The 19,542-nt window shown below is 74.2% G+C and carries 16 protein-coding genes; 6 read left to right on the forward strand and 10 right to left on the reverse strand.

The window, feature by feature from the left end; translation table 11 throughout:
* Nucleotides 1-54: 54 nt before the first annotated feature.
* Complete coding sequence (locus ACFQ8E_RS12315; protein ID WP_430550845.1) at nt 55-945, reverse strand: LysR family transcriptional regulator; 891 nt, start codon at nt 943-945, stop codon at nt 55-57.
* Nucleotides 946-1,049: 104 nt separating this feature from the next.
* Here ACFQ8E_RS12315 and ACFQ8E_RS12320 point away from each other — a divergent pair, with 104 nt between their 5' ends.
* The gene (locus ACFQ8E_RS12320) at nt 1,050-1,625 is read left to right on the forward strand and encodes a dihydrofolate reductase family protein (RefSeq protein WP_430550846.1); all 576 of its coding nucleotides are present in this window, start codon (nt 1,050-1,052) and stop codon (nt 1,623-1,625) included.
* Nucleotides 1,626-1,790: 165 nt separating this feature from the next.
* On the opposite strand, the gene ACFQ8E_RS12325 is transcribed toward ACFQ8E_RS12320, so the two are convergent.
* The gene (locus tag ACFQ8E_RS12325) at nt 1,791-2,711 is read right to left on the reverse strand and encodes an aminoglycoside phosphotransferase family protein (protein WP_430550847.1); all 921 of its coding nucleotides are present in this window, start codon (nt 2,709-2,711) and stop codon (nt 1,791-1,793) included.
* A 51-nt stretch (nt 2,712-2,762) separates the two neighbouring features.
* Here ACFQ8E_RS12325 and ACFQ8E_RS12330 point away from each other — a divergent pair, with 51 nt between their 5' ends.
* Entirely contained in the window at nt 2,763-3,641 is an 879-nt protein-coding gene (locus ACFQ8E_RS12330; RefSeq protein ID WP_430550848.1) for an endo alpha-1,4 polygalactosaminidase, read from the forward strand.
* Between the two features lie 15 nt (nt 3,642-3,656).
* On the opposite strand, the gene ACFQ8E_RS12335 is transcribed toward ACFQ8E_RS12330, so the two are convergent.
* Nucleotides 3,657-4,154: a MarR family winged helix-turn-helix transcriptional regulator gene (locus tag ACFQ8E_RS12335; protein ID WP_430550849.1), complete on the reverse strand. Its 498-nt coding sequence runs from the start codon at nt 4,152-4,154 to the stop codon at nt 3,657-3,659.
* 84 nt (nt 4,155-4,238) lie between these two features.
* Here ACFQ8E_RS12335 and ACFQ8E_RS12340 point away from each other — a divergent pair, with 84 nt between their 5' ends.
* The 3 genes from ACFQ8E_RS12340 (at nt 4,239) to ACFQ8E_RS12350 (ending at nt 7,632) form a co-directional block, all read left to right on the forward strand.
* Nucleotides 4,239-4,712, forward strand: a complete 474-nt coding sequence (locus ACFQ8E_RS12340; RefSeq protein ID WP_430550850.1) for a cupin domain-containing protein — start codon at nt 4,239-4,241, stop codon at nt 4,710-4,712.
* Entirely contained in the window at nt 4,712-5,152 is a 441-nt protein-coding gene (locus ACFQ8E_RS12345) for a DUF4267 domain-containing protein (protein ID WP_430550851.1), read from the forward strand. Before ACFQ8E_RS12340 ends, ACFQ8E_RS12345 begins: the two co-directional genes overlap by 1 nt.
* 158 nt (nt 5,153-5,310) lie before the next feature.
* Complete coding sequence (locus ACFQ8E_RS12350; RefSeq protein WP_430550852.1) at nt 5,311-7,632, forward strand: hypothetical protein; 2,322 nt, start codon at nt 5,311-5,313, stop codon at nt 7,630-7,632.
* 18 nt (nt 7,633-7,650) lie between these two features.
* On the opposite strand, the gene hrpA is transcribed toward ACFQ8E_RS12350, so the two are convergent.
* The 5 genes from hrpA to ACFQ8E_RS12375 all read right to left on the reverse strand — a co-directional run bounded on the left by hrpA (nt 7,651) and on the right by ACFQ8E_RS12375 (nt 15,736).
* A complete protein-coding gene (gene hrpA / locus ACFQ8E_RS12355; RefSeq protein ID WP_430550853.1) occupies nt 7,651-12,141 on the reverse strand; it encodes an ATP-dependent RNA helicase HrpA in 4,491 nt (1,496 codons plus the stop codon).
* Nucleotides 12,142-12,184: 43 nt separating this feature from the next.
* A complete protein-coding gene (locus tag ACFQ8E_RS12360) occupies nt 12,185-13,126 on the reverse strand; it encodes a CPBP family intramembrane glutamic endopeptidase (protein ID WP_430550854.1) in 942 nt (313 codons plus the stop codon).
* Nucleotides 13,113-13,883, reverse strand: a complete 771-nt coding sequence (locus ACFQ8E_RS12365; protein ID WP_430550855.1) for a CPBP family intramembrane glutamic endopeptidase — start codon at nt 13,881-13,883, stop codon at nt 13,113-13,115. The genes ACFQ8E_RS12360 and ACFQ8E_RS12365 overlap by 14 nt, the downstream gene beginning before the upstream one ends.
* A gap of 127 nt (nt 13,884-14,010) precedes the next feature.
* The gene (locus tag ACFQ8E_RS12370; protein WP_430550856.1) at nt 14,011-14,568 is read right to left on the reverse strand and encodes a VanZ family protein; all 558 of its coding nucleotides are present in this window, start codon (nt 14,566-14,568) and stop codon (nt 14,011-14,013) included.
* 58 nt (nt 14,569-14,626) lie between these two features.
* A complete protein-coding gene (locus tag ACFQ8E_RS12375) occupies nt 14,627-15,736 on the reverse strand; it encodes a substrate-binding domain-containing protein (RefSeq protein ID WP_430550857.1) in 1,110 nt (369 codons plus the stop codon).
* Nucleotides 15,737-15,869: 133 nt separating this feature from the next.
* Between ACFQ8E_RS12375 and ACFQ8E_RS12380 the strand changes: the two genes are divergently transcribed.
* On the forward strand, nt 15,870-17,588 hold the full coding sequence (locus ACFQ8E_RS12380) for an acyltransferase (protein ID WP_430550858.1): 1,719 nt from the start codon (nt 15,870-15,872) through the stop codon (nt 17,586-17,588).
* A 28-nt stretch (nt 17,589-17,616) separates the two neighbouring features.
* On the opposite strand, the gene ACFQ8E_RS12385 is transcribed toward ACFQ8E_RS12380, so the two are convergent.
* Together ACFQ8E_RS12385 and ACFQ8E_RS12390 are read right to left on the reverse strand one after the other, a co-directional pair.
* Nucleotides 17,617-18,552, reverse strand: coding sequence for an aldo/keto reductase family oxidoreductase (locus ACFQ8E_RS12385; RefSeq protein ID WP_430550859.1), 936 nt, complete (start codon nt 18,550-18,552; stop codon nt 17,617-17,619).
* Nucleotides 18,553-18,599: 47 nt separating this feature from the next.
* The gene (locus ACFQ8E_RS12390) at nt 18,600-19,460 is read right to left on the reverse strand and encodes an aldo/keto reductase (protein WP_430550860.1); all 861 of its coding nucleotides are present in this window, start codon (nt 19,458-19,460) and stop codon (nt 18,600-18,602) included.
* Nucleotides 19,461-19,542: the final 82 nt, after the last annotated feature.

The raw sequence follows: 19,542 nt of genomic DNA on the forward strand, positions 1-19,542 counted from the left end.
GGGCTCGGTATCGGGTGGTCCCCCGGTTCGACCCTGAGCGGCCCTGAGCCTGCCTCAGATGGCGCGCGAGCCGAGCTCGCGGGCCGTCTCCGCGAGCGCGCGGATCTCCGCGTTCTCCCGCTCGCGCAACCAGACGAGCACCCACTCGGTGTCGGGGACGTCGACGAGAGGGACGTAGACGACCCCGGGGTGCGAGTAGTAGCGCGTCACGTGCGCGTTGAGCGGTGTGACGGCGTCGCCCGACGCCACCGCGGTCAGGGCCTCGTGGAACGTGCGCACGGCCGGGCCGCGGAGCACCGCCCGGCCGGCGGGCGTCCTGCGGGGGACCATGGCCTCCTCCCAGTACCCGGGCACCGCGGGGCCGAGGTCGAGCACCGTGTGGTCCCCGAGCACCTCGACCGGCACACCCTCCTCGGCCGCGAGGGGGTGGTTCGAGGCGACGGCGAGGACGCGCCCCTCGGTGAGCACCCGAGGGCCCACGACGACATCGGGCTCGCGCACGGGGGCCCATGTCACCTGGGCGTCGGACGCGCCGTCGCGCAACCCCCCGAACGGGTCGGAGAAATGGAACTCGCGCCGCTCGACCGCGCATCCCGGGTGGCGACGCGTGAACGCGTCGACCAGGGGGCGCAGCTCGTGGCCGATGATGCCCATCGAGGCGAGCCGCAGCGTCCCTTCGGGCCGCGTGTCGGCGCGGCTCGCCGCCGCGATGCCGGACTGGATGAGCTCGTAGCCCTGGCGCAGGTCGTCCCGCAGGCGGGCGCCGACCGGGGTCAGCTCGACGCGCCGGCTGGTGCGCGTGAAGAGGGTTGTGCCCATGCGCCGCTCCTGGCGGCTGATCGCCTGGCTCACGCGTGCCGGCGACACGTGCAGGCGTTCCGCGGTGCGCCCGAAGTGGAGCTCGTCGGCGAGCGTCAGGAAGATCTCGATGTCCTTCAGGTCCACGCGGCGGCCTCTCGTGTCGTCGTGCCACATCGTTCGTCTCCGGTGAACGATGGCGACAGGATGCGTCATTGATGCGGGTCCTGCGGAACTCGACGCTGGGAGGCATGAGACGACTCACCTACTTCGTGGCCATCTCGATCGACGGCTTCCTCTCGGGGCCAGATGACGAGGTCGACTTCTACCCTTCCTCCGACGCGTACAGCGCACGCATGATCGAGACCCTCCCGGACGTGCTGCCCAGCCATGTCCGTGGGCAGCTCGGGGTGGCCGACGAACCGAACCGCACCTTCGACACCATCGTCATGGGGCGGCGGACCTACCAGCCGGCCCTCGACATCGGGGTCACCAGCCCGTACGCCCACCTGCGCCAGTACGTGGTGTCGTCGACGCTGCCGGACCTCGACCCGGCGGTGACGGTCGTGCGCGACGACCCGGTGGAGCTCGTGCGCCGGCTCAAGGCCGAGGACTCGCCGCTCGACATCTATCTCGCGGGCGGCGGGCTCCTCGCGGGGGAGTTGCTCGGCGAGATCGACCGGCTCCTCGTCAAGCTGTACCCCGTGGTCGCGGGCGCGGGCAGGAGCGCGTTCGGCTCGTCGGGGTTCCGGCCCACGACCTACGACCTCACCGACGCCATCACCTTCGAGGGCGGCAACGCCGTGCTCACCTACGACCGTGCCTGAGCGCGCTCCGGCCCGGCCGGCCCAGCCCCGGAGGCGAGCGGCGCCGGTCCTCCCGGCGCGCGCGGTCCGCCCGCGCCGGCTCCTGCGGCCGCGCTGTCGACGTCGCGCGCCGCGCCGGCGCCGCGCCGATGTCACGACGTGCGCCGAGCCGACGGACGCGCGGCCTCAGTCCGTGACCGCCGCGGCGACGCGCCGCTGGGACGCCCGGGCGAACTGGGGCCAGCGGTCCCAGTAGTACGGCAGGGCGATGATGCCCTGCACCAGCACCCACCCGCGCCCGCGCTCCCAGGCGCCGTCGTCCAGGTCGCCGCCGGGACCGGCGCCGGCCGCCTCGCGGAACGCGTCACGGTCGCGGCCGGCGAACAGCCACCACGCGGGCGGCAGGTCCGCCGCCGGGTCGCCGACCCCGAGCGCGCCCCAGTCGATGACGGCGGTGAGCCGTCCGCCGTCGGCGAGCAGGTTGCCTGGCATGAGGTCGCCGTGCAGCCACGCGCCGGGCACGGGGGCGGACGCGGCCTCCAGCGCGCGGTCCCACGCCTTGAGGACGGCGGGACCGTCGACGCGGTCGCCGGCCTCGGCGGCGGCGCGGCGGACGTCGTCGTCCAGGCGGGCGAGCGGGACGCCGCGGCCGGTGCCCTCCTTGACGGGCCCGTCCGTGGGGTCGACGGCGCGCAGCGCGGTGACGAAGGCGCCGAGGTCGGCGGCGGCGCGGGCGGGGTCCAGGTTCGGGACGGCGTCCGGGTCGAGCGGGTCGGACGCGGCCGCGCCGGGCACCCACGGCACCACGGACCAGTGGAACGGGTACCCGTCGTCGGGCTCGCCGACGGCGAGCGGCGCCGGCACCGTCAGCGGGACGTGGGGGGCGATCCGCGGCAGCCACCGGGCGTCGGCGAGCGCGTGCTCCCCGGACCATCCCACCTTCGGCATCCGCGCCACGAGCTCGTCACCGAGGCGGAACAGCAGGTGGTCGGTGCCGGACTCCCGTACCGGCGTCACCGGCAGCGCGGCCCACCGCGGGTGCTGCGCCGCGACCAGGCGGCGCACGTCGTCGGCGGTGACGGGGACCTCGTCGTCGTGCAGCGGCATGGGCCGACCGTAGGCGCGCGTCACTCGCCGCAGCCAGGTGATACTCGGGGCATGCGACGGACGAGGGCGGTGCTCACACCTGTGCTGGCGGGCGCGCTGGCGCTCGCGGCGACGTCGTCCTGCACGTCCGGGCCGGCGGCCTCGTCGTCGCCCGCGACCTCCGGCACGACGCCGGAGGTCGCGCTTCCGCCGACGAGCGGCACCTTCGACTACCAGCTCGGCGGCGCGTACGACGAGGTGGAGGCCGGGGACCGGCCGACGGCGATCGACGTCGTCGTCCGTGACGCGACGGCCGACCCGCTGCCCGGGGCGTACTCCGTCTGCTACGTCAACGGCTTCCAGACGCAGCCCGGCGAGGACGACCTGTGGGCCGGCCACGAGGACCTGCTGCTGCACGACGCCGACGGCGACCTCGTCGTCGACCCGGACTGGCCGGACGAGCACGTGCTGGACCCGTCGACGGCCGAGCAGCGCGCGGGGATCCTCGAGGTGCTGGGGCCGGTGGTGACGGGGTGCGCGGAGGCCGGCTTCGACGCCGTCGAGCTCGACAACCTCGACACGTGGACGCGGTTCGACGAGATCGACGAGGCGGGGGCGCACGCGTTGGCCCGCGCGTACGTCGACCTCGCGCACGGCGCCGGGCTCGCGGTCGCGCAGAAGAACGCCGCCGAGATCACCCGGACCGCCAAGGAGGACCTCGGCTTCGACCTCGCCGTCACCGAGGAGTGCGCCGCGTGGGACGAGTGCGCCGCATACGCCGACGTCTACGGCGACCACGTGCTGCAGGTCGAGTACCCCGACGCCCTCGACGACGCGGGGCTGACGTTCGACGACGTCTGCGCGCGGGACGACCGCGCGCCGCTGACCGTGCTGCGCGACCGGGACCTCGTCGCCGCCGGCGAGGACGGCTACCTGTACGACGCCTGCTGACGTCGTCGCGCGGCCTCAGCCCTGCGCGAGGTGGGCGACGAGCTTGCGCGTGACGCGGTCGAGGTCGGCGCGGTCGCGGCTGGTGAGCGGGGCGACGGCCTCGGCCTGTCCGGCGGCGTGCTTCGTGACGGCCTCGTCCACCAGGCGCCTGCCCTCGGGGGTGAGCTCGACGTCGAGGCTGCGCCGGTCGTGGGCGCTCGGCACGCGCACGATCCAGCCGCGCTTCTCCAGCCGGTCGAGGCGGCCCGTCATCGTGCCCGTGGTCATGAGGAGCGCCCGGGCGAGGCTGGTGGGGGACAGGCGGTACGGCTCGCCCGCGCGGCGCAGGGCGAACATGACGTCCCCGTCGCCGCGGTTCACGCCGTAGCCCGCCGCGACGCTCTCGGTCCGGGCGTCCACGAGCGCGGCCGCGCGGGTCAGCCGCGCGAGGAGCGCCATCGTGTCGCGGTCGATGTCGGGGCGCTGGTCGGCCCACTGCTGGACCAGGGCGTCGATGCGGTCGTTGTCGTCCACCCGGCCACTTTAGCTTGCGCGCGAGTTACTTGGGGTCTAGCTTCGTTCCAAGTCACTCGTGCGCAAGTAACTTGAGGAGGAGCAATGACGACGACGCTGACGCTCAACGGGTCCGAGTCCCTGGTGGTGCTCGACTCCGCCGCCGACCGCTTCGAGGTCGAGGCCACCTACGAGCCCCGGGGCGAGCGACCCCCGAAGCACGTGCACCCGCACCACGACGAGGAGTTCACGGTGCTCTCCGGCAGCATCCGTGTGGGGTTCGCCGACGACGAGCGCGACTACGCCGCGGGTGAGGCGTTCGTCGTCCCGCGCGGCACCGCCCACCACATGTGGAACCCGGGGGACGAGCCGGCCGTGCTGCGCTGGCTCAGCACCCCGGCCGGCCGCGTCGAGGAGTTCTTCACCGCCATGGACCGGCTGCAGCGCGAGGGCCGGACCGGGCTTGTCCCGCTCGCCGGCGTGCTGCACGCCTATCGCGACGTCATGCGGCCCACGTCGGCCGTCACCCGCGCCGCCGTCCGCGTGCTCGGTCCGCTCTCCCGGAGCGGGCGCGCCTGATGCGCCGGCACCTGGCCACCGGCCTCACCGTGCTGCTCGCCCTCGGCATCGGCTACGTCGGCATCAGCTACCTGTTCTTCCCCGCGGCCACGGCGCCGCAGTTCGGCATGGCCGTCTGGCCCGAGGGCGACGCCGCGTCGTTCCTCGCCACCAAGGGCGCCCGCGACCTCGCGTCCGGGCTCGTCCCGCTCGCGCTCCTGCTCACGGGCCAGCGCCGCGCGCTCGGGTGGGTGCTCACCCTCTGGGCCGTGGTCCCGCTGGCCGACGCCGTCCTCATCCTGACGACCGGCGGGTCCGTCGTCACCGCGCTGGCCGTGCACGGGCTGACCGCCCTCGCGCTGGTCGTCACCGGCGTGCTGCTGCTGACGGAGAAGCCGGCACGGGCGACCCGGACCACCGCGCCGACCGCGGCTCTCCAGGACGCTTCCAGCAGCCGTTGACCTGGCGCTATGCTCCCGCTCGGCGAGCGTGCGTCTTCGCCCTCGGACGGCGCCGTCCGGGTGTTCTGCCAGGAGCGGGGAGCACGATGCAGCAGCGAGGTCTGGCGCGCGGGCGTCTGACGCGGACGGCCCGGAGGCTACGACCGTTGTGGGTCGGCGTGAGCGCCCTGGCGGTCGTGACGGCCGGGCTCGGGCCAGCGACGGCAGCGACGCCCGCAGGGTTGCCGCCTGCGCCGACGGTGCTGGCGGTGAACGGCGAGGTGTGCCGTTCCGAGCCGCTGGTCACGACGTTCGAGGGCGAGGCCGACGACACGGTCCTCCTCGAGTTCGCGTTCGCCGACGCCCAGGTGACGACCGCACGCGTCGAGGTGCTCGAGCAGGACGGCGACGTCCGGATGGACGCGACGCAGGTCGAGGTGCGCGACCGTCGGGGTCGCGTGAGTCTCGTCCGCGGTACGCACGGGATCGTGGAGGGCGAGCGGTACACGTACCGGGTGCGCGGCGTGTCGGCCGAGGGGCTCTCCGAGGAAGCGCTCGACTGCGCCTTCGAGCTGCACGGCGGCCCGCACTGGCCGGAGGTCCTCCCGGTGCTCGGCAAGCCCGGGGTGTACACCTCCGCGAACAGCGGAGGCGTCGGCGTCCCCGGGGCGTTCGTGGCGGTCCCGAAGGTGCGAGGTGACGCCGTCGCGTTCGAGTACGGCTTCACCGACGCGGACGGCACCCAGCCCACCGAGCTGACGCAGATCGAGGCGAGCGAGGACGGTACCGCCGAGATCCCCGTCGTCCCGTCGGCGCCCGGGACCCATTTCCTCGTGGTGGCGGGCATCGACGCCGACGGGCTGCGGGGGGCATGGGAGACACGGAGGTTCCAGGTCGCCGCAGGCAGCGCGGTCAGACCCGCGCCGGCTGTCACCCTCAGCGTGGGGAACGACACCACGCCGGATGACGGACGCGTCCCAGTCAACGTCAGGCTCTCCGCCGACCTCAGGCTCCGGGACGGCCAATCGCTGCCGATGGGCGACGCGGTCGTCCGCTCATCGACGGGGGCGGAGCTCGGGCGCACCACCTTCGACTCGATGTCGGAGCCGGTGCTGGTCGACGAGGCGGCCCTCGGGACGGGTTTCCGCGACCTGCAGGTGGAGTACCGGCAGTTCGCCGGGGCCGCGCCCGTCGTCACGACGGCGCGGGTGTGTGCTGGTTCGTGCCCCTTCAGCGGCGGCAAGGTCTCCGTCGGCTCGGACAGCGGCAAGGTCAGCGTGACCACCGACCTGACGGCCCGGGTGTCAGGGTTCTCGCCCGCTCCGGCGTCCTACACCTACCAGTGGCTGCGCGACGGCAAGGCGATCAAGGGCGCGACGACGAAGGACTACTTCGGTGTCCCGACCGATCAGGGCCACCGGCTCTCGGTGAGGGTGACCGCGCACGGCCCGCGCATGACGCCGCGCTCCGTGACGTCGTCGTCCGTCCTGGTGGGCGACCGCGACGAGATGCACGTCGACTACGGCGTGAAGTTCACGAGGTTCGACTGGGAGCACCGGTTCACCTACCGGACCACCCGCGACGGCGACACGGCGGGCTGGCCCGGCAGCGGGTACACCGTCGAGATGCTGTCGGCGACGCCGGGATCCCGGGCCTACGCCACGAGCTTTGGCCCCAGCGAATACTCCGCGATGTGGTTCGAGATCAGCGGCTACGTCCAGGGGCAGGGGTGGTCGGGGCAGAAGATCCAGAAGACCGACAACGTGCCCTACGTCGGGAGCATCGGTGGGAAGCGCCGGCTCGAGGCGATCCGCATCGACACGGCCGGGCCGGTCTCGCCGTACTACGACGTGTTCTACCGCGTCTACGTGCCCGGGCGCGGCTGGCTGGGCTGGGCGACGAACGGCGGCACGTCGGGCACGATCGGCTACGGCAGCCGCATCGAGGGAGTGCAGATCAAGGTGCTGCGCCACGGGACGACGCCCACGGCGTCCGGGACGGGCAACGCGCCGTACTACTCGCGGACGACGCAGAAGCAGGTGCACGTCGAGGCGTTCATGCACCCGAGCAAGGTGTGGCGCGTACCCATGGGCGGGGGCTCGACGGCGGGTCGCGCCGACAGCGTCAGCGCGCCCCAGCGGCTCAACGCCGTGCGGGTGGACCTCGACGGCCGGTACTCCGGCAGCGTGCAGGTCTCCGCCAAGGTCAAGGGCGACGGATGGCGGCCGTACGTCGGCAACGACCGCACGGCCGGGTCGACCGGCTACGGCCTGCCGACCTCGGCCTACCGCATGCGCCTCACGGGGAGCATGGCGGACCACTACCGCCTCTACTACCGCACGTACGTCCAGGGCGTCGGCTGGCTGGGCTGGGCGCACGACGGCGCGGCGTCCGGCACGTCGTCGTACATCCCGCGGCCGACGGCGGTGCAGGTGCTCCTCGTGCCGAAGGGCGAGGCCGCGCCGCGCAGCGGCTACGGGAGGGCGGCCTACCGCAGCTGACGCGGGGTCGGGGCCGGGTCACCAGCCGTTCGGGCTGAGCACCTTGCGGATGCGCTTCTCGCTGACGGCGCCGTCGGTGCCGAGCTGCTGGGCGAACAGCGAGACGCGCAGCTCCTCGATCAGCCAGCGCACGTCGGCCAGCTCCGCCGCCCGGACCGGGTCGGCGGGGCCGGCGGCGTACGCGGCACGGGCCTTGTCGTAGGCCTCCGTGACGTCGTGCACGCGCCAGGCGAGCTCGGCGTCGCGCGCCGGGTTGGTCTGCGCCTTCTCCAGCCGGTACGACGCCGCGCGCAGGTAGCGCACCAGGTGCGGCACGCGGCGCGGGGGCGTCTGGGCGATGAAGCCGTCGTGCACCAGCCCGGCCACGTGCTCGCGGATGTCCTGCAGCGTGTTGAGCAGGGCGAGCGACGACGACGAGCGCACCTCGCCCTCGACGGTCCGCCAGGCGGTGAGCGCGGCGACGACGTGCCCGACGACCCGGTGCACCTCGTCCTCCAGGTGCCGGCGCACGAACGCGCGCGCCTCGGCGTACGCGTCCGCGTCACGGACCTGCGCCGCCACGGGGCCACCGGTGGGTGTGCCGGGGGCCTTCTCCGCGTCGGGGCTGGTCAGCGCGGTGACGGCGGCGAGCCGGAGGTCGGCGACCAGCGACTCCGTGTTCCGGTACGGCGCCGCGGCCAGCGTCAGCGACTGCGACGACGACCAGCGTGACGTGACGCGCCCCGTCTGCAGGGCGGTCTCCGTCAGCAGCAGGCGCCGGACGCCGCGCGCGTGGGCGGCGTCGCGCCCCGAGGCGTCGGCGAGCACGCGCAGCGCGACGGACGGCTTGCGTCGCGCATCCTCCTCCTCGGCCAGGGCGGGGTAGCCGCGCACGACGACGCCGCCCCCGAGGTCCGTCGACACCGCGTCGGGCAGGCGCCCGTCGGGCAGGCCCTCCGGCCACGTCGTCAGGTCCGTCTGCTCGGGGACGACCGAGCTCGCGCCGGGCGCGGAGGACGACGCGGCAGGCCGGGGCGCGGGGCGTCCCGGCGTCGGCGCGGGGGTCGGCGAGGCGGGGCTGCCCGCCGAGCGCCGGGCCTCCTCGAGCGCCAGCCCGACGGCGCCCTTCACGGCCGCGCGGACGGCCGCCTCGGCCTGCGCCGCGAGGCGCTTCTGCAGCGACAGCAGGTCCTTGGACTCGTCGAGCGGAGCCGGGGCGGGACGTCGCCCCTGTCCCTTGCCGCGTCCCTTGCCCTTCGCGGCGCCCCTCGACGGCGCGGGGGCGGCGTCCTCGACCCGGAACGTCATGCGCAGGTGGGCGGGCAGTCGCTCGACGCGCTCGGCGTCCCACACCTCGTCGGGGATGACGACGTCCCGCAGCGCGCGGACGGCGCGCGAGAACGCGACGTGGAACGGCTCGGCCATGTCGCCCGCGCGGGTCATGTCCTCCCACGCCGGCGTGTTCTCCCGCAGCCAGCCGGCGACGGCGCGGCCGACGTCCGGCGCGGGCACGAGCTGCACGCGCACGGCCTTGGGCAGCGACTTGATGGTCGCGACGCACAGCTCGTCGAGCAGGCCCGGCACCATCCAGTCGAAGCCCTCGGGGGCCACCCGGTTGAGGATCGACAGCGGGATGTGCACGGTGACGCCGTCGGCCGCCGCGCCGGGCTGGAACTGGTAGGTCAGGGGCAGCGTGACCTCGCCCTGCGTCCAGGTCTCCGGGAACTCGGACGTGTCCACGGCACCCGAGTCGACGAGCTGGTCGAGCGTGAAGGTCAGCAGGTCCGGCGTCTCGCGCTGCGCCGTCCTCCACCAGCGGTCGAAGTGGGCGGCGCTGACGACGTCGTCGGGCACGCGCTCGTCGTAGAAGGCGAACAGGTCGTCCTCCGACGCGACGAGCCCGCGCTGCCGCGAGCGCGCCTCGAGCTCCTCCGCCTCGGCGAGCAGGCGCCGGTTCTCCGCGAAGAACTTGTGGTGCGTGGTCCACTGCCCCTCGACGAGCGCGTGCCGCACGAACATCTCGCGCGCCGCCTCCGGGTCCACCTTGGCGAAGAGCACGGGCCGGTCGGCGACGATCGGCACGCCGTACAGCAGCACCTTCTCCGTGGCCATGGCCGCGCCCTGCTTGGTGGACCAGTGCGGGTCGGAGTACGTGCGCTTGGCGAGCGGGCCCGCGAGCTCCTCGGCCCACTCCGGCTTGATGCGGGCGACGTCGCGCGCCCACAGGCGCGACGTCTCCACGAGCTCGCCGGCCATGATCCACTCCGGCGGCTTCTTGCTCAGCGGCGAGCCGGGGAAGATCGCGAACCGGGCGCCGCGCGCGCCGACGTACTCGTTGCGGGCGCGCTTCGCGGCCTGCCGCAGCGCGCGGGCGCGGGCCTCGCCGCGCAGGTGCGCCACCGACGACGCCTTGATCTCGCCCGTGTCCTGCATGCCGATCTGGCTGAGCAGCCCGGCCAGCAGCGACCGGTGGATGGTGTCGTCGTCCCACGTGAGGCGGTAGTCGGTCTCGGTGGTCTCGACGGGCTCGGCCGGCCCGGACGTCCGCGGCTTGAACGACATGTCGATGCCGAGCGGCTTGGCCATCTCGCGCAGCTGCGCGACGACGTCCTGCCACTCGCGGATGCGCAGGAAGTTGAGGTACTCGGCCTTGCACATCCGGCGGAACGCGGACGAGCCCATCTCGTGCTGCTGGCCGCGCACGTACTCCCACAGGTTCAGGGCCGTGAGGAAGTCGGACGTCTGGTCGGTGAACCGGGCGTGCAGCTGGTCGGCCTGCGCGCGCGACTCCGTGGGCCGCTCGCGCGGGTCCTGGATGGACAGCAGCGCCGCGACGATCGCCACCTCGCGCGCGACGCCGCGCTTCGAGCCCTCGATGATCATGCGCGCCAGGCGCGGGTCCATCGGGAGCTGCGCGAGCGTGCGGCCGACGTCGGTGAGGCGCGTCGCGCCGTCCGTCGTCTCCAGCGCGCCGAGCTCGGACAGCAGCTGCACGCCGTCGCGCACGGCCCGCGTGTCCGGGGGCTCGACGAACGGGAACTTCGCCACGTCGTCGGGCGTCGTGACGACGCCGACCGAGATCATCTGCAGCAGTACGGACGCGAGCGACGTGCGCAGGATCTCCGGCTCGGTGAACTCCGGCCGGTTCTCGAAGTCGTCCTGCGAGTAGAGGCGGATCGCGACGCCGTCGGCCACGCGGCCCGAGCGCCCGGACCGCTGGTTCGCCGACGCCTGGCTGATCGGCTCGATCGGCAGCCGCTGCACCTTGGTCGCCTTGGAGTAGCGCGAGATGCGCGCCGTGCCCGGGTCGACGACGTAGTGGATGCCCGGCACCGTCAGCGACGTCTCCGCGACGTTCGTCGACAGCACGATCCGCCGGCCGGGGTGCGACTGGAACACCCGGTGCTGCTCCGCCGCCGACAGCCGCGAGTACAGCGGCAGGATCTCGACGTGGTCCGGGCGCTTGGCGTCCCGCACGCGGTCCTTGAGGTGCCCCTCGAGCGCGTCCGCGGCGTCGTGGATCTCCCGCTCGCCGGACAGGAACACGAGGATGTCGCCGGGGCCCTCGCGCATCAGCTCGTCGCAGGCCTCGACGATGCCCGTGACCAGGTCCTTCTCCTCGCCCTTGGCCTTCTTGGGCTGGTCCGGGTCCGTGTCCGGGGACAGCGGGCGCCAGCGGATCTCGACCGGGTACGTGCGGCCGGTGACCTCGACGACGGGCGCGGCGTCCGGCAGCACGTCGACGACGGCCTCGGGGGCCCCGCCGACCTCGGCGAGGTGCGACGGGGAGAAGTGGGCGGCGAAGCGCTCCGAGTCGATCGTCGCGGACGTGATGACGAGCTTGAGGTCCGGGCGGCGCGGCAGCAGCCGCGAGAGGTAGCCGAGCAGGAAGTCGATGTTCAGCGACCGCTCGTGCGCCTCGTCGATGACGATCGTGTCGTACGCGAGCAGGTCCGGGTCCCGCTGGATCTGGGCCAGCAGGATGCCGTCGGTCATCACCTTGACCAGCGTGTCGTCGCTGGACTCGTCGGTGAACCGCACCTGGTAGCCGACGACGCCGCCCAGCGGGGTGGCCAGCTCCTCCGCGACGCGCTCGGCGACGCTGCGCGCCGCGATCCGGCGCGGCTGCGTGTGCCCGATCTGGCCCTTCCGGCCGCGGCCGAGCTCCAGCAGGATCTTCGGCAGCTGCGTCGTCTTGCCGGACCCCGTCTCGCCCGCGACGACCACGACCTGGTGGTCGCGGATCGCGGCGGCGATGTCCTCCCGCCGCGCCGAGACCGGCAGCTGCTCGGGGTAGACGATCGGCGGCACCTCGACGGCGGCGCGCAGCGCGGCGGCCTTCTCGAGCTGCTCGCGGCTCACGCGTCGCGGGCCGGTGCGCTGCGGGCCGCGCCGGTTCCCGGCGTTCCCGCGGCCCTGCCCCCGCTTCCGACCACGGCCGCGACCCCGACCGTGCTCCCGGTCCTGGGGACGACGCGCACCGCCGTCGTCCGACGACGACTGCGGTGCGGGGCTGGGCTCGGTGCTCACGACGTCCCATTCTCTCAAGCGCCGCAAGGTGATTCGTGCCCCGCTACGCGGCGGCCGCCACCCCGGCCGCCGGGCCCGTGGCCGCGCCGTCGTCGGACCGGGCCAGGTGGCGGCGCAGCGCGACGAACGCGACCGCGACGACGACCACCAGCACCACGGTGAGGTACACGCTCGCCTCCGTGCCGAACTCGCCGCCCGTGAGGGCCGCGCTCGACCCGTCCGCGGGGGCGAGCCGCACGAGGGTGTTGTCCCGGCCCTCACCGCTCACCGCGATGCCGAGCACGTTGCCCTGCACCATGTTCCAGCCCGCGTGGATCCCCATCGCCGTCCACAGGGTGCCCTGCCGCAGCACGAGCAGGCTCACGAAAATGCCGAACAGCGTGATGTTGAGCTTGGCCAGGAGGTTGCCGCCGGGGTGGATGAACGCGAACAGCGCCGCGAGGAACACGACGGCCAGCCAGGCGGGCCACGAGTACAGGTGCCGCTGCAGCAGGAAGCCGCGGAACACGATCTCCTCGCTGCTGCCCTGGATCAGCCAGATCGGCAGGGTGGCCAGCACCAGGCCGAGCGCGGCGGTGCCGTCCAGGGTGCCCGGCCCGCCCTCGGTCACGACCAGCTGCCCGGACAGGATCGACGGCAGCGCACCGAGCGTGACGAGCACCCCGCCGAGCACGAGACCCACCAGCATGCGGGCCCACCACCGGCGGTCGCGCAGGCCGAGCGACCCCGCCGGGCGCCGTTCGTAGAGCACCACCCACAGCAGCACGATGACGATGGGCCACAGGTCGGTGACGCCCTCGATCACCTGCGACGCGAAGCTGGACAGGTCGGTGCTGTGGCCGGTCGCGAGCCGGATCCCGGCGCCGATCAGCACCTGCACCACCAGCACGGCGAGCAGGATGCCGACGACGTACGTCAGCCAGATCGGTGTGCGGCGTCGCCCCTCGTCGATCGCGCGGACGAACGGCAGGTCACGGACGCGCACGGTCGGCGCCCTCCGCCTCGACGGCAGCGGGCGCGTCGGCCCCCGTGCGCTCGTCGGCGCCGCGGATCACCCACGCGACGACGGCGAGCCCGAGCAGGCCGATCAGCGGGGTGGCGAGCCCGGCGACCGGGACCGTGTCGTCGTCGACGAAGTTCACCGTGAACACCGACACGTCCCACAGCCCGTGCAGCACCATCGCCCACACCAACGAGCCGGTGACGCGACGCAGGATGTAGAACACCGTGCCGGACCCGGCCGCGATCAGGGCCTGGAGCAGCGCCTTCTCGGGCGCCAGCCCGGAGAGCGAGTTGGCCAGGTGCATCGCGCCGAACAGCAGGGTGCTCAGCAGCCACACCCCGACCTCCCGGTAGCGCGACCGCAGGGCGACCAGCAGGACGCCGCGCGCGGCCAGCTCCTCGCAGAACCCCACCCCGACGCCGAGCAGCAGCAGCGCGATCAGGAACGACGCGTCGAACGCGGACCACTCGGTCTGCGCGAAGCTCACCAGCGCGAGCAGCGCCATGAGGACGGGCACGACGATCGGCCACCGGCGCGCGCTGGGGTGCCGGTCGTGCAGGGCGGGCCGCCACCAGCCGAGGGCGGTCGTCACGGCGACGAGGTAGACCGCGCCGACCACGAACGACGGCACCGTGGAGCGGTAGATCGACTCCGCGCTCGTCCCGACCTCGTCGAACGGCACGCCGGCGATCGCGCCCACCACGACGACGATCACCAGGTACCCCAGGAGCACCGCCACACCGATCCATGCACGAGGCCGTACGCGCACGACACCACCGCCTTCCGCTCGACGTTCCCGGACCGTGCAGGGCCGCGCCGCCGCGCTCTTATCGTCGGGGTGGTCGGCGCCTCGCGCGACCGGGACCTCAGGGCATCCGGCTGACCGCGACGTCGCCCGGCGGCGGCCCGGTGAGGCGTACGGGCGAGGCGACGAAGAGCGCCGCCGCGAGCAGCGCGAGCACGGTCCCGGCGACGCACCACCGGGAAACGACCGTGGACGTCCGGGCCCGGAGCGTGCGGCGCGCGAGGACGACGACGCCGAGCCCGGCGAGGCCGCCCGCGGTGTTGACGACGACGTCGGTGACGTCCGAGCTCCCGACGGCCAGCACGTACTGCGCGACCTCGAGGAGCGCGCTCGCCCCCGCGAGCGTGGCCGCCGCCCGCCACCACGGCCACGACGGCGCGAGGAGCCCGAGGTAGACGCCGAACGGCAGGAAGATCACGAGGTTCAGGACGAGCTCGACGGGTTCGCTGGCGCCCGCGTGGGCGGTGGCCGCGAACGGCACGAGCTTGACGACGCGCTCGCCCGCCTCGCCGGTGAACGGCACGTCGAGCTTCCACAGGACGGTCCAGGCGACCAGGGCGAGGTACGCCGCGAACAGCAGGGGCAGCAGGAGCCGCGGGCGCGGCACGGGGGCGGTCATGGCCCCAGCCCACACGTCGCCATGTTGCGGGAGCGTATGCAGAACGCGAGCCCGCCGGTCACCGCCGGGAGCTCACGCTCGACGCGCGGACCGTGAGCGTCGGGTCGAGCAGCAGGCGGTGCGTCGGGCGGCGGTCGCCCTCCGTGAGCCGGGCGACCATGGTCTCCACGGCGAGCCGGCCGACGTCGTACGTCGGGGGGCGGACGGCGGTGAGGGGCGGGTCGCCCAGCTCGGCGACCTCGTCGTCGTAGGCGACGATCGCGAGGTCGTCGGGCACGCGGACCCCGTGGTCCTGGCAGTACTGCGCGAAGGTCAGCGCGAACGGGTCGGAGTGCAGCAGCAGGGCGGTGGTCCCTGTGCGGCGGAGGTCGTCGAGGGTCGACGCGAGGCGCTCCGCGCGGCCCGGACGGTCGAAGCCGTCGCTGTGCCCCACGACCTGCTCCTCCGGGTCGATCCCCAGGGAGCGCAGCGCGTCGCGCCACCCGCGGCCCACGGCGCGCGACGTCGTCGTCCCCGCGATCGACAGCAGCCCGATGCGGCGGTGCCCCTGGGCGTGCAGGTGCCACACCGCGGTCGCGGCGCCGGACGCGTGGTCGGACACCACCCACTCCAGGCGCCGGAACGGGCTGATCTCCGGCGGCCGGCGGTCGGCGAGCAGCACCGGCGTGCGCAGCCGGTCGAGCCAGCCGAGGAGCTCGCCACCCCGCGGCCCGTCCAGCGTGGGGGTCACGACGAGCCCGTCCACCCCCGCCTCCGCGAGCCGCCGGCACTGGTGGCGGTCCTCGTCGGGGTCGTAGGCCGTGGTGCGGATGACGAGCCTGACCCCGGCGCGCGCGGCGGCGGCCCGGGCCCCCGCCACCACCCGGGGGAAGTAGTAGTCGAGCTGCGGGACGACGAGCCCCACGGTCAGTCGTGACCCGCGGGCGGTGGGCTCGGGCGTGGGGGAGGGGGCGACGCCCGCGGACGGCTCGGGCAGCGCGGCGCCGCCGTGCACGCGGACCAGGAGCCCCTTCGCGGCGAGCGCGTTCACGTCGCGCCGCACCGTCATCGCGGACACGCCGAGCTGGGCGGCGAGCGCGCCGACCGCGACGGTCCCGCGGGTGCGCAGCTCGCGCATGATGTGCTCGCGCCGCGCGGTGCCGGACGCGGGCCCCGTGGTGGGTGGCAAGGGTGCCTCCTCGGCGCGGCGGAACTGCCTGTTCGAGTGTGTTCATTTCTAGCCGATGTGCGAGCTCTCCGTCCGTCGCTGTCCGAGACTCGGGCACGTCCGTGCCGACGGAGGCCGACGAACAGGAGTGGAGATGACCGTGCGAACGCACACGCAGGAACCGGTGACGGCCGAGCTCGACCGGGGCGCGCTCGACTTCACGCCCTGGCGGTTCTGGGCCGACGCCGACGGCGGGCAGCGGGAGCGTCAGCTCGCCCTGCAGGCGGAGCTGGGCCGCGGGCGCGGGTACGTCCTCGGCGAGCGGTGCTTCGTGTCGGAGCAGGCGTCCGTGACGAACGAGGTCCTCGAGCTGGGCGACCGCACCTACGTCGCCGCCGGCGCCTACGTCAGCGGCACGCTGCGGGCCGGCCGCGACTGCAGCCTCAACCCCTACACGGTGGTGCGGGGCGACGTGCGGCTCGGCGACGCCGTCCGCATCGGCTCGCACACGTCCGTGCTCGGCTTCAACCACTCGATGGAGCCGGAGCTGGAGGTGCACCGCCAGCCGCTGACCTCCGCGGGGATCACCGTCGGGGACGACGTGTGGATCGGCTCGCACGTCGTCGTGCTCGACGGCGTCACCGTGGGGGACAAGGCGGTGCTGGCGGCCGGGGCGGTCGTCACCAAGGACGTGCCCGCGGGGGCGGTCGTGGGCGGCAACCCGGCGCGGCTGATCCGCTGGCGGGTGCCGCCGGCGCCCGCGGCCCGGCCAGGCGGCGGCCTCGCGCAGGCGGTGCGCGACCTCGGCGCCACGGCCCGCGAGGAGGCCGGCGCGCTGCTCGACCGGTGCTGGGACCCCGCGGCCGGCCTGTTCGTCGACGCGCCCGGCAGGACACCGACGGTCCGGGCCCAGTGCGACGCCGTGGAGATCGCCGACCTGCTGCTCGGCGGCCCTCCGCCGCAGCTGCCGGCCGAGGAGCAGGTCGCGCGGCTGCGGTCCTGGCAGGACCCGGTCACCGGGCTCGTGGGCGAGCTGGTGGGCGGGCTGGTGGGCGAGCACGGTGACGACCTCGCGCCCGCGACCCCGCGGCCTGGCCTGTTCGACCCCGCCGCCGGCTACCACGTCCTGTCCGTCGGGTACGCGCTCGACCTGCTCGGCAGCGCGTTCCCGCACCCGGTCGCCGTCGTGGCGGACGCGACCCCGGGCGAGGTGATCGCCGGCCTGGAGCGGCAGGACTGGCGCACCGGCGCGTGGTCGGCCGGCCACTGGGTCGACATCCTCGGCACCGCGATGCACTGGAACCGCCGCGCCGGCGTCGCCGGCTCCCCGGGGGCGCAGGAGGCCCTCCTCGGGTGGCTGCTCAGCCGGGCGGACCCGCGCACGGGCATGTGGGGCCAGCCGGGCGGGGCCGACGGGCTGCTCCAGGTCGTCAACGGCTACTACCGCGCGTCGCGGGGCACGTTCGCGCAGCTCGGGCTGCCCGTCCCCGCGCCGGAGCGCGTGGTCGACACGGTGCTGGAGCACGCCCGCGACCCCCGGTTCTTCCGGCCGGAGCGCCACAACGCGTGCAACGTGCTCGACGTCGCCCACCCGCTGTGGCTCACCCGGGGCACCGGCCACCGCGGCGACGAGGTCGTCGAGCTGGCGAGAGGGCTCCTCGGGCACGCGCTGCGGCGCTGGTCGCCCGGCGAGGGGTTCGCCTTCCAGGCCGCCCACCCGTCCACCGCCGGCGCCCCCGCGACGACGCCGGGCCTCCAGGGCACGGAGATGTGGCTCGCGATCGTGTGGCTGCTCGCCGACCTCGCGGGTCTGTCCGACGAGCTCGGCTACCGGCCCCGCGGGGTGCACCGGCCGGAACCCGTCGATCGGTGATCGGTGACGGGTCCCGGCCGGTCGCGTCTCAGGGCACGCGGTACCCGGCGGCCCGGAACAGCTCGTACCACTCGGCCCGCGTGAGCGGGAGGTCCGAGCCCTGCGCCGCGCCCGCGACGCGCTCCGGCGTCGTCGTGCCGAGCACGACCTGCATCCCCGCCGGGTGGCGCGTGATCCACGCGACCGCGATCGCGATGGGCGGCACGTCGTACTTCGCCGCGAGGCGGTCGATCACCGCGTTGAGCTCGGGATAGTCGTCCGAGCCGAGGAACACGCCGGTGAAGAACCCGGCCTGGAACGGCGACCAGGCCTGCACGGTGATGTCGTGCAGGCGGCAGTAGTCGAGGATGCCGCCGCCGTCGAGGGTGAGCGACTGGTCCTCGCCGGCCATGTTGGCCGCCACGCCCTGCGCCACGATCGGCGCGTGCGTGATCGAGAGCTGGAGCTGGTTGGCGACGATCGGCTGCCGCACCGAGTGCTTGAGCAGCTCGATCTGGCCGGGCGTGTGGTTGGAGACGCCGAAGGAGCGCACCTTGCCGGACGACTCCAGCTCGTCGAACGCGCGGGCCACCTCGTCCGGCTCGACGAGCGCGTCGGGGCGGTGCAGCAGGAGCACGTCGAGGTAGTCGGTGCCGAGCGCCGTGAGGGAGCCCTCGACGGACTCGACCAGGTGCTCGTACGAGAAGTCGAAGTACGGCCCCTCGCGCACGATGCCGGCCTTGGACTGGATGGTGAGCTGCTCGCGCTCGGACGACGTCAGCTGCATGGCCTCGGCGAAGCGGCGCTCGCAGCCGTGCAGGTCGTCGCCGTAGACGTCGGCGTGGTCGACGAAGTCGATGCCGGCGTCGCGGCCGGTGCGGACCAGCTCGCGGACGGCGTCGTCGTCCAGCTGCTGGATGCGCATGAGGCCGAGCACGACGTTCGGGACCTGGCGGCCGGTGGGGCCCAGGGGGACGGTTCGCATGGATCCTCCTCGATCGGGGGAGAGGTGGGTCGGTGGGTGCGGTGGGGTCAGGAGCCGGAGAGCTCGGCGAGCTCGTCGGCGGTGAGGACCAGGTCGACGGCCCGGGCGGAGTCCTCGATGCTCGCCGGTCGTGACGCCCCCGGGATGGGGACGACGACGGGCGCGAGCGCGAGCTCCCACGCGAGGGTGACCTGCTGCGGGCTGACGCCGTGGGTCTCCGCGACGCGGCCGAACGCGGCGTGCGCGGTGCCGACGTCGCCCGCCCGGCGGATCCCGCCGAGCGGCGACCAGGGCAGGAACGCGATGCCGAGGGCGGCGCAGTGCTCCAGCTCGACGAGGCTGGAGCGGAACGCGGGCGAGAACTGGTTCTGCACGGACGCGAGGCGCCCACCCAGCACCTCGTTCGCCTCGTCGATCTGCGCGACGTTCGCGTTCGAGATGCCGGCCTGGACGATGACGCCGTCGTCGAGCAGCTCGACCAGCGCGCCGATCGACTCGGCGTAGGGCACGGCGGGGTCCGGGCGGTGGAACTGGTAGAGCCCGATCGCGTCGACGCCGAGGCGTCGCGCGGACTCCCGGGCGGCCTTCTTGAGGTGCTCGGGGCGTCCGTCCTGGCTCCACGACCCGTCGCCGGGGCGCAGGTGGCCCCCCTTGGTGGCGACCAGGACGGCGGACGCGTCGCCGCCCCAGGAGCGCAGCGCGCGGGCGATGAGCTCCTCGTTGTGGCCGACCTCGTCGGCGTGCAGGTGGTAGGCGTCGGCGGTGTCGATCAGGGTGACGCCCGCGTCGAGCGCCGCATGGATCGTGGCGACCGAGCGTGCCTCGTCGGGGCGGCCCTCGATGGACATCGGCATGCCGCCGAGCCCGATCGCGCTGACGGTCTGGGTTCCGATCGTGCGAGCTTCCACGGCTCTCCTTGTGTCGTCGGTGCCTCCGACGATAGGAAGAGGGCGGTTGATGAGTCCAACAACTGGACGTCATGGGTTTCAG

This window comes from Isoptericola sp. NPDC056573, from assembly GCF_042793335.1.
Classification (GTDB): Bacteria; Actinomycetota; Actinomycetes; order Actinomycetales; family Cellulomonadaceae; genus Isoptericola.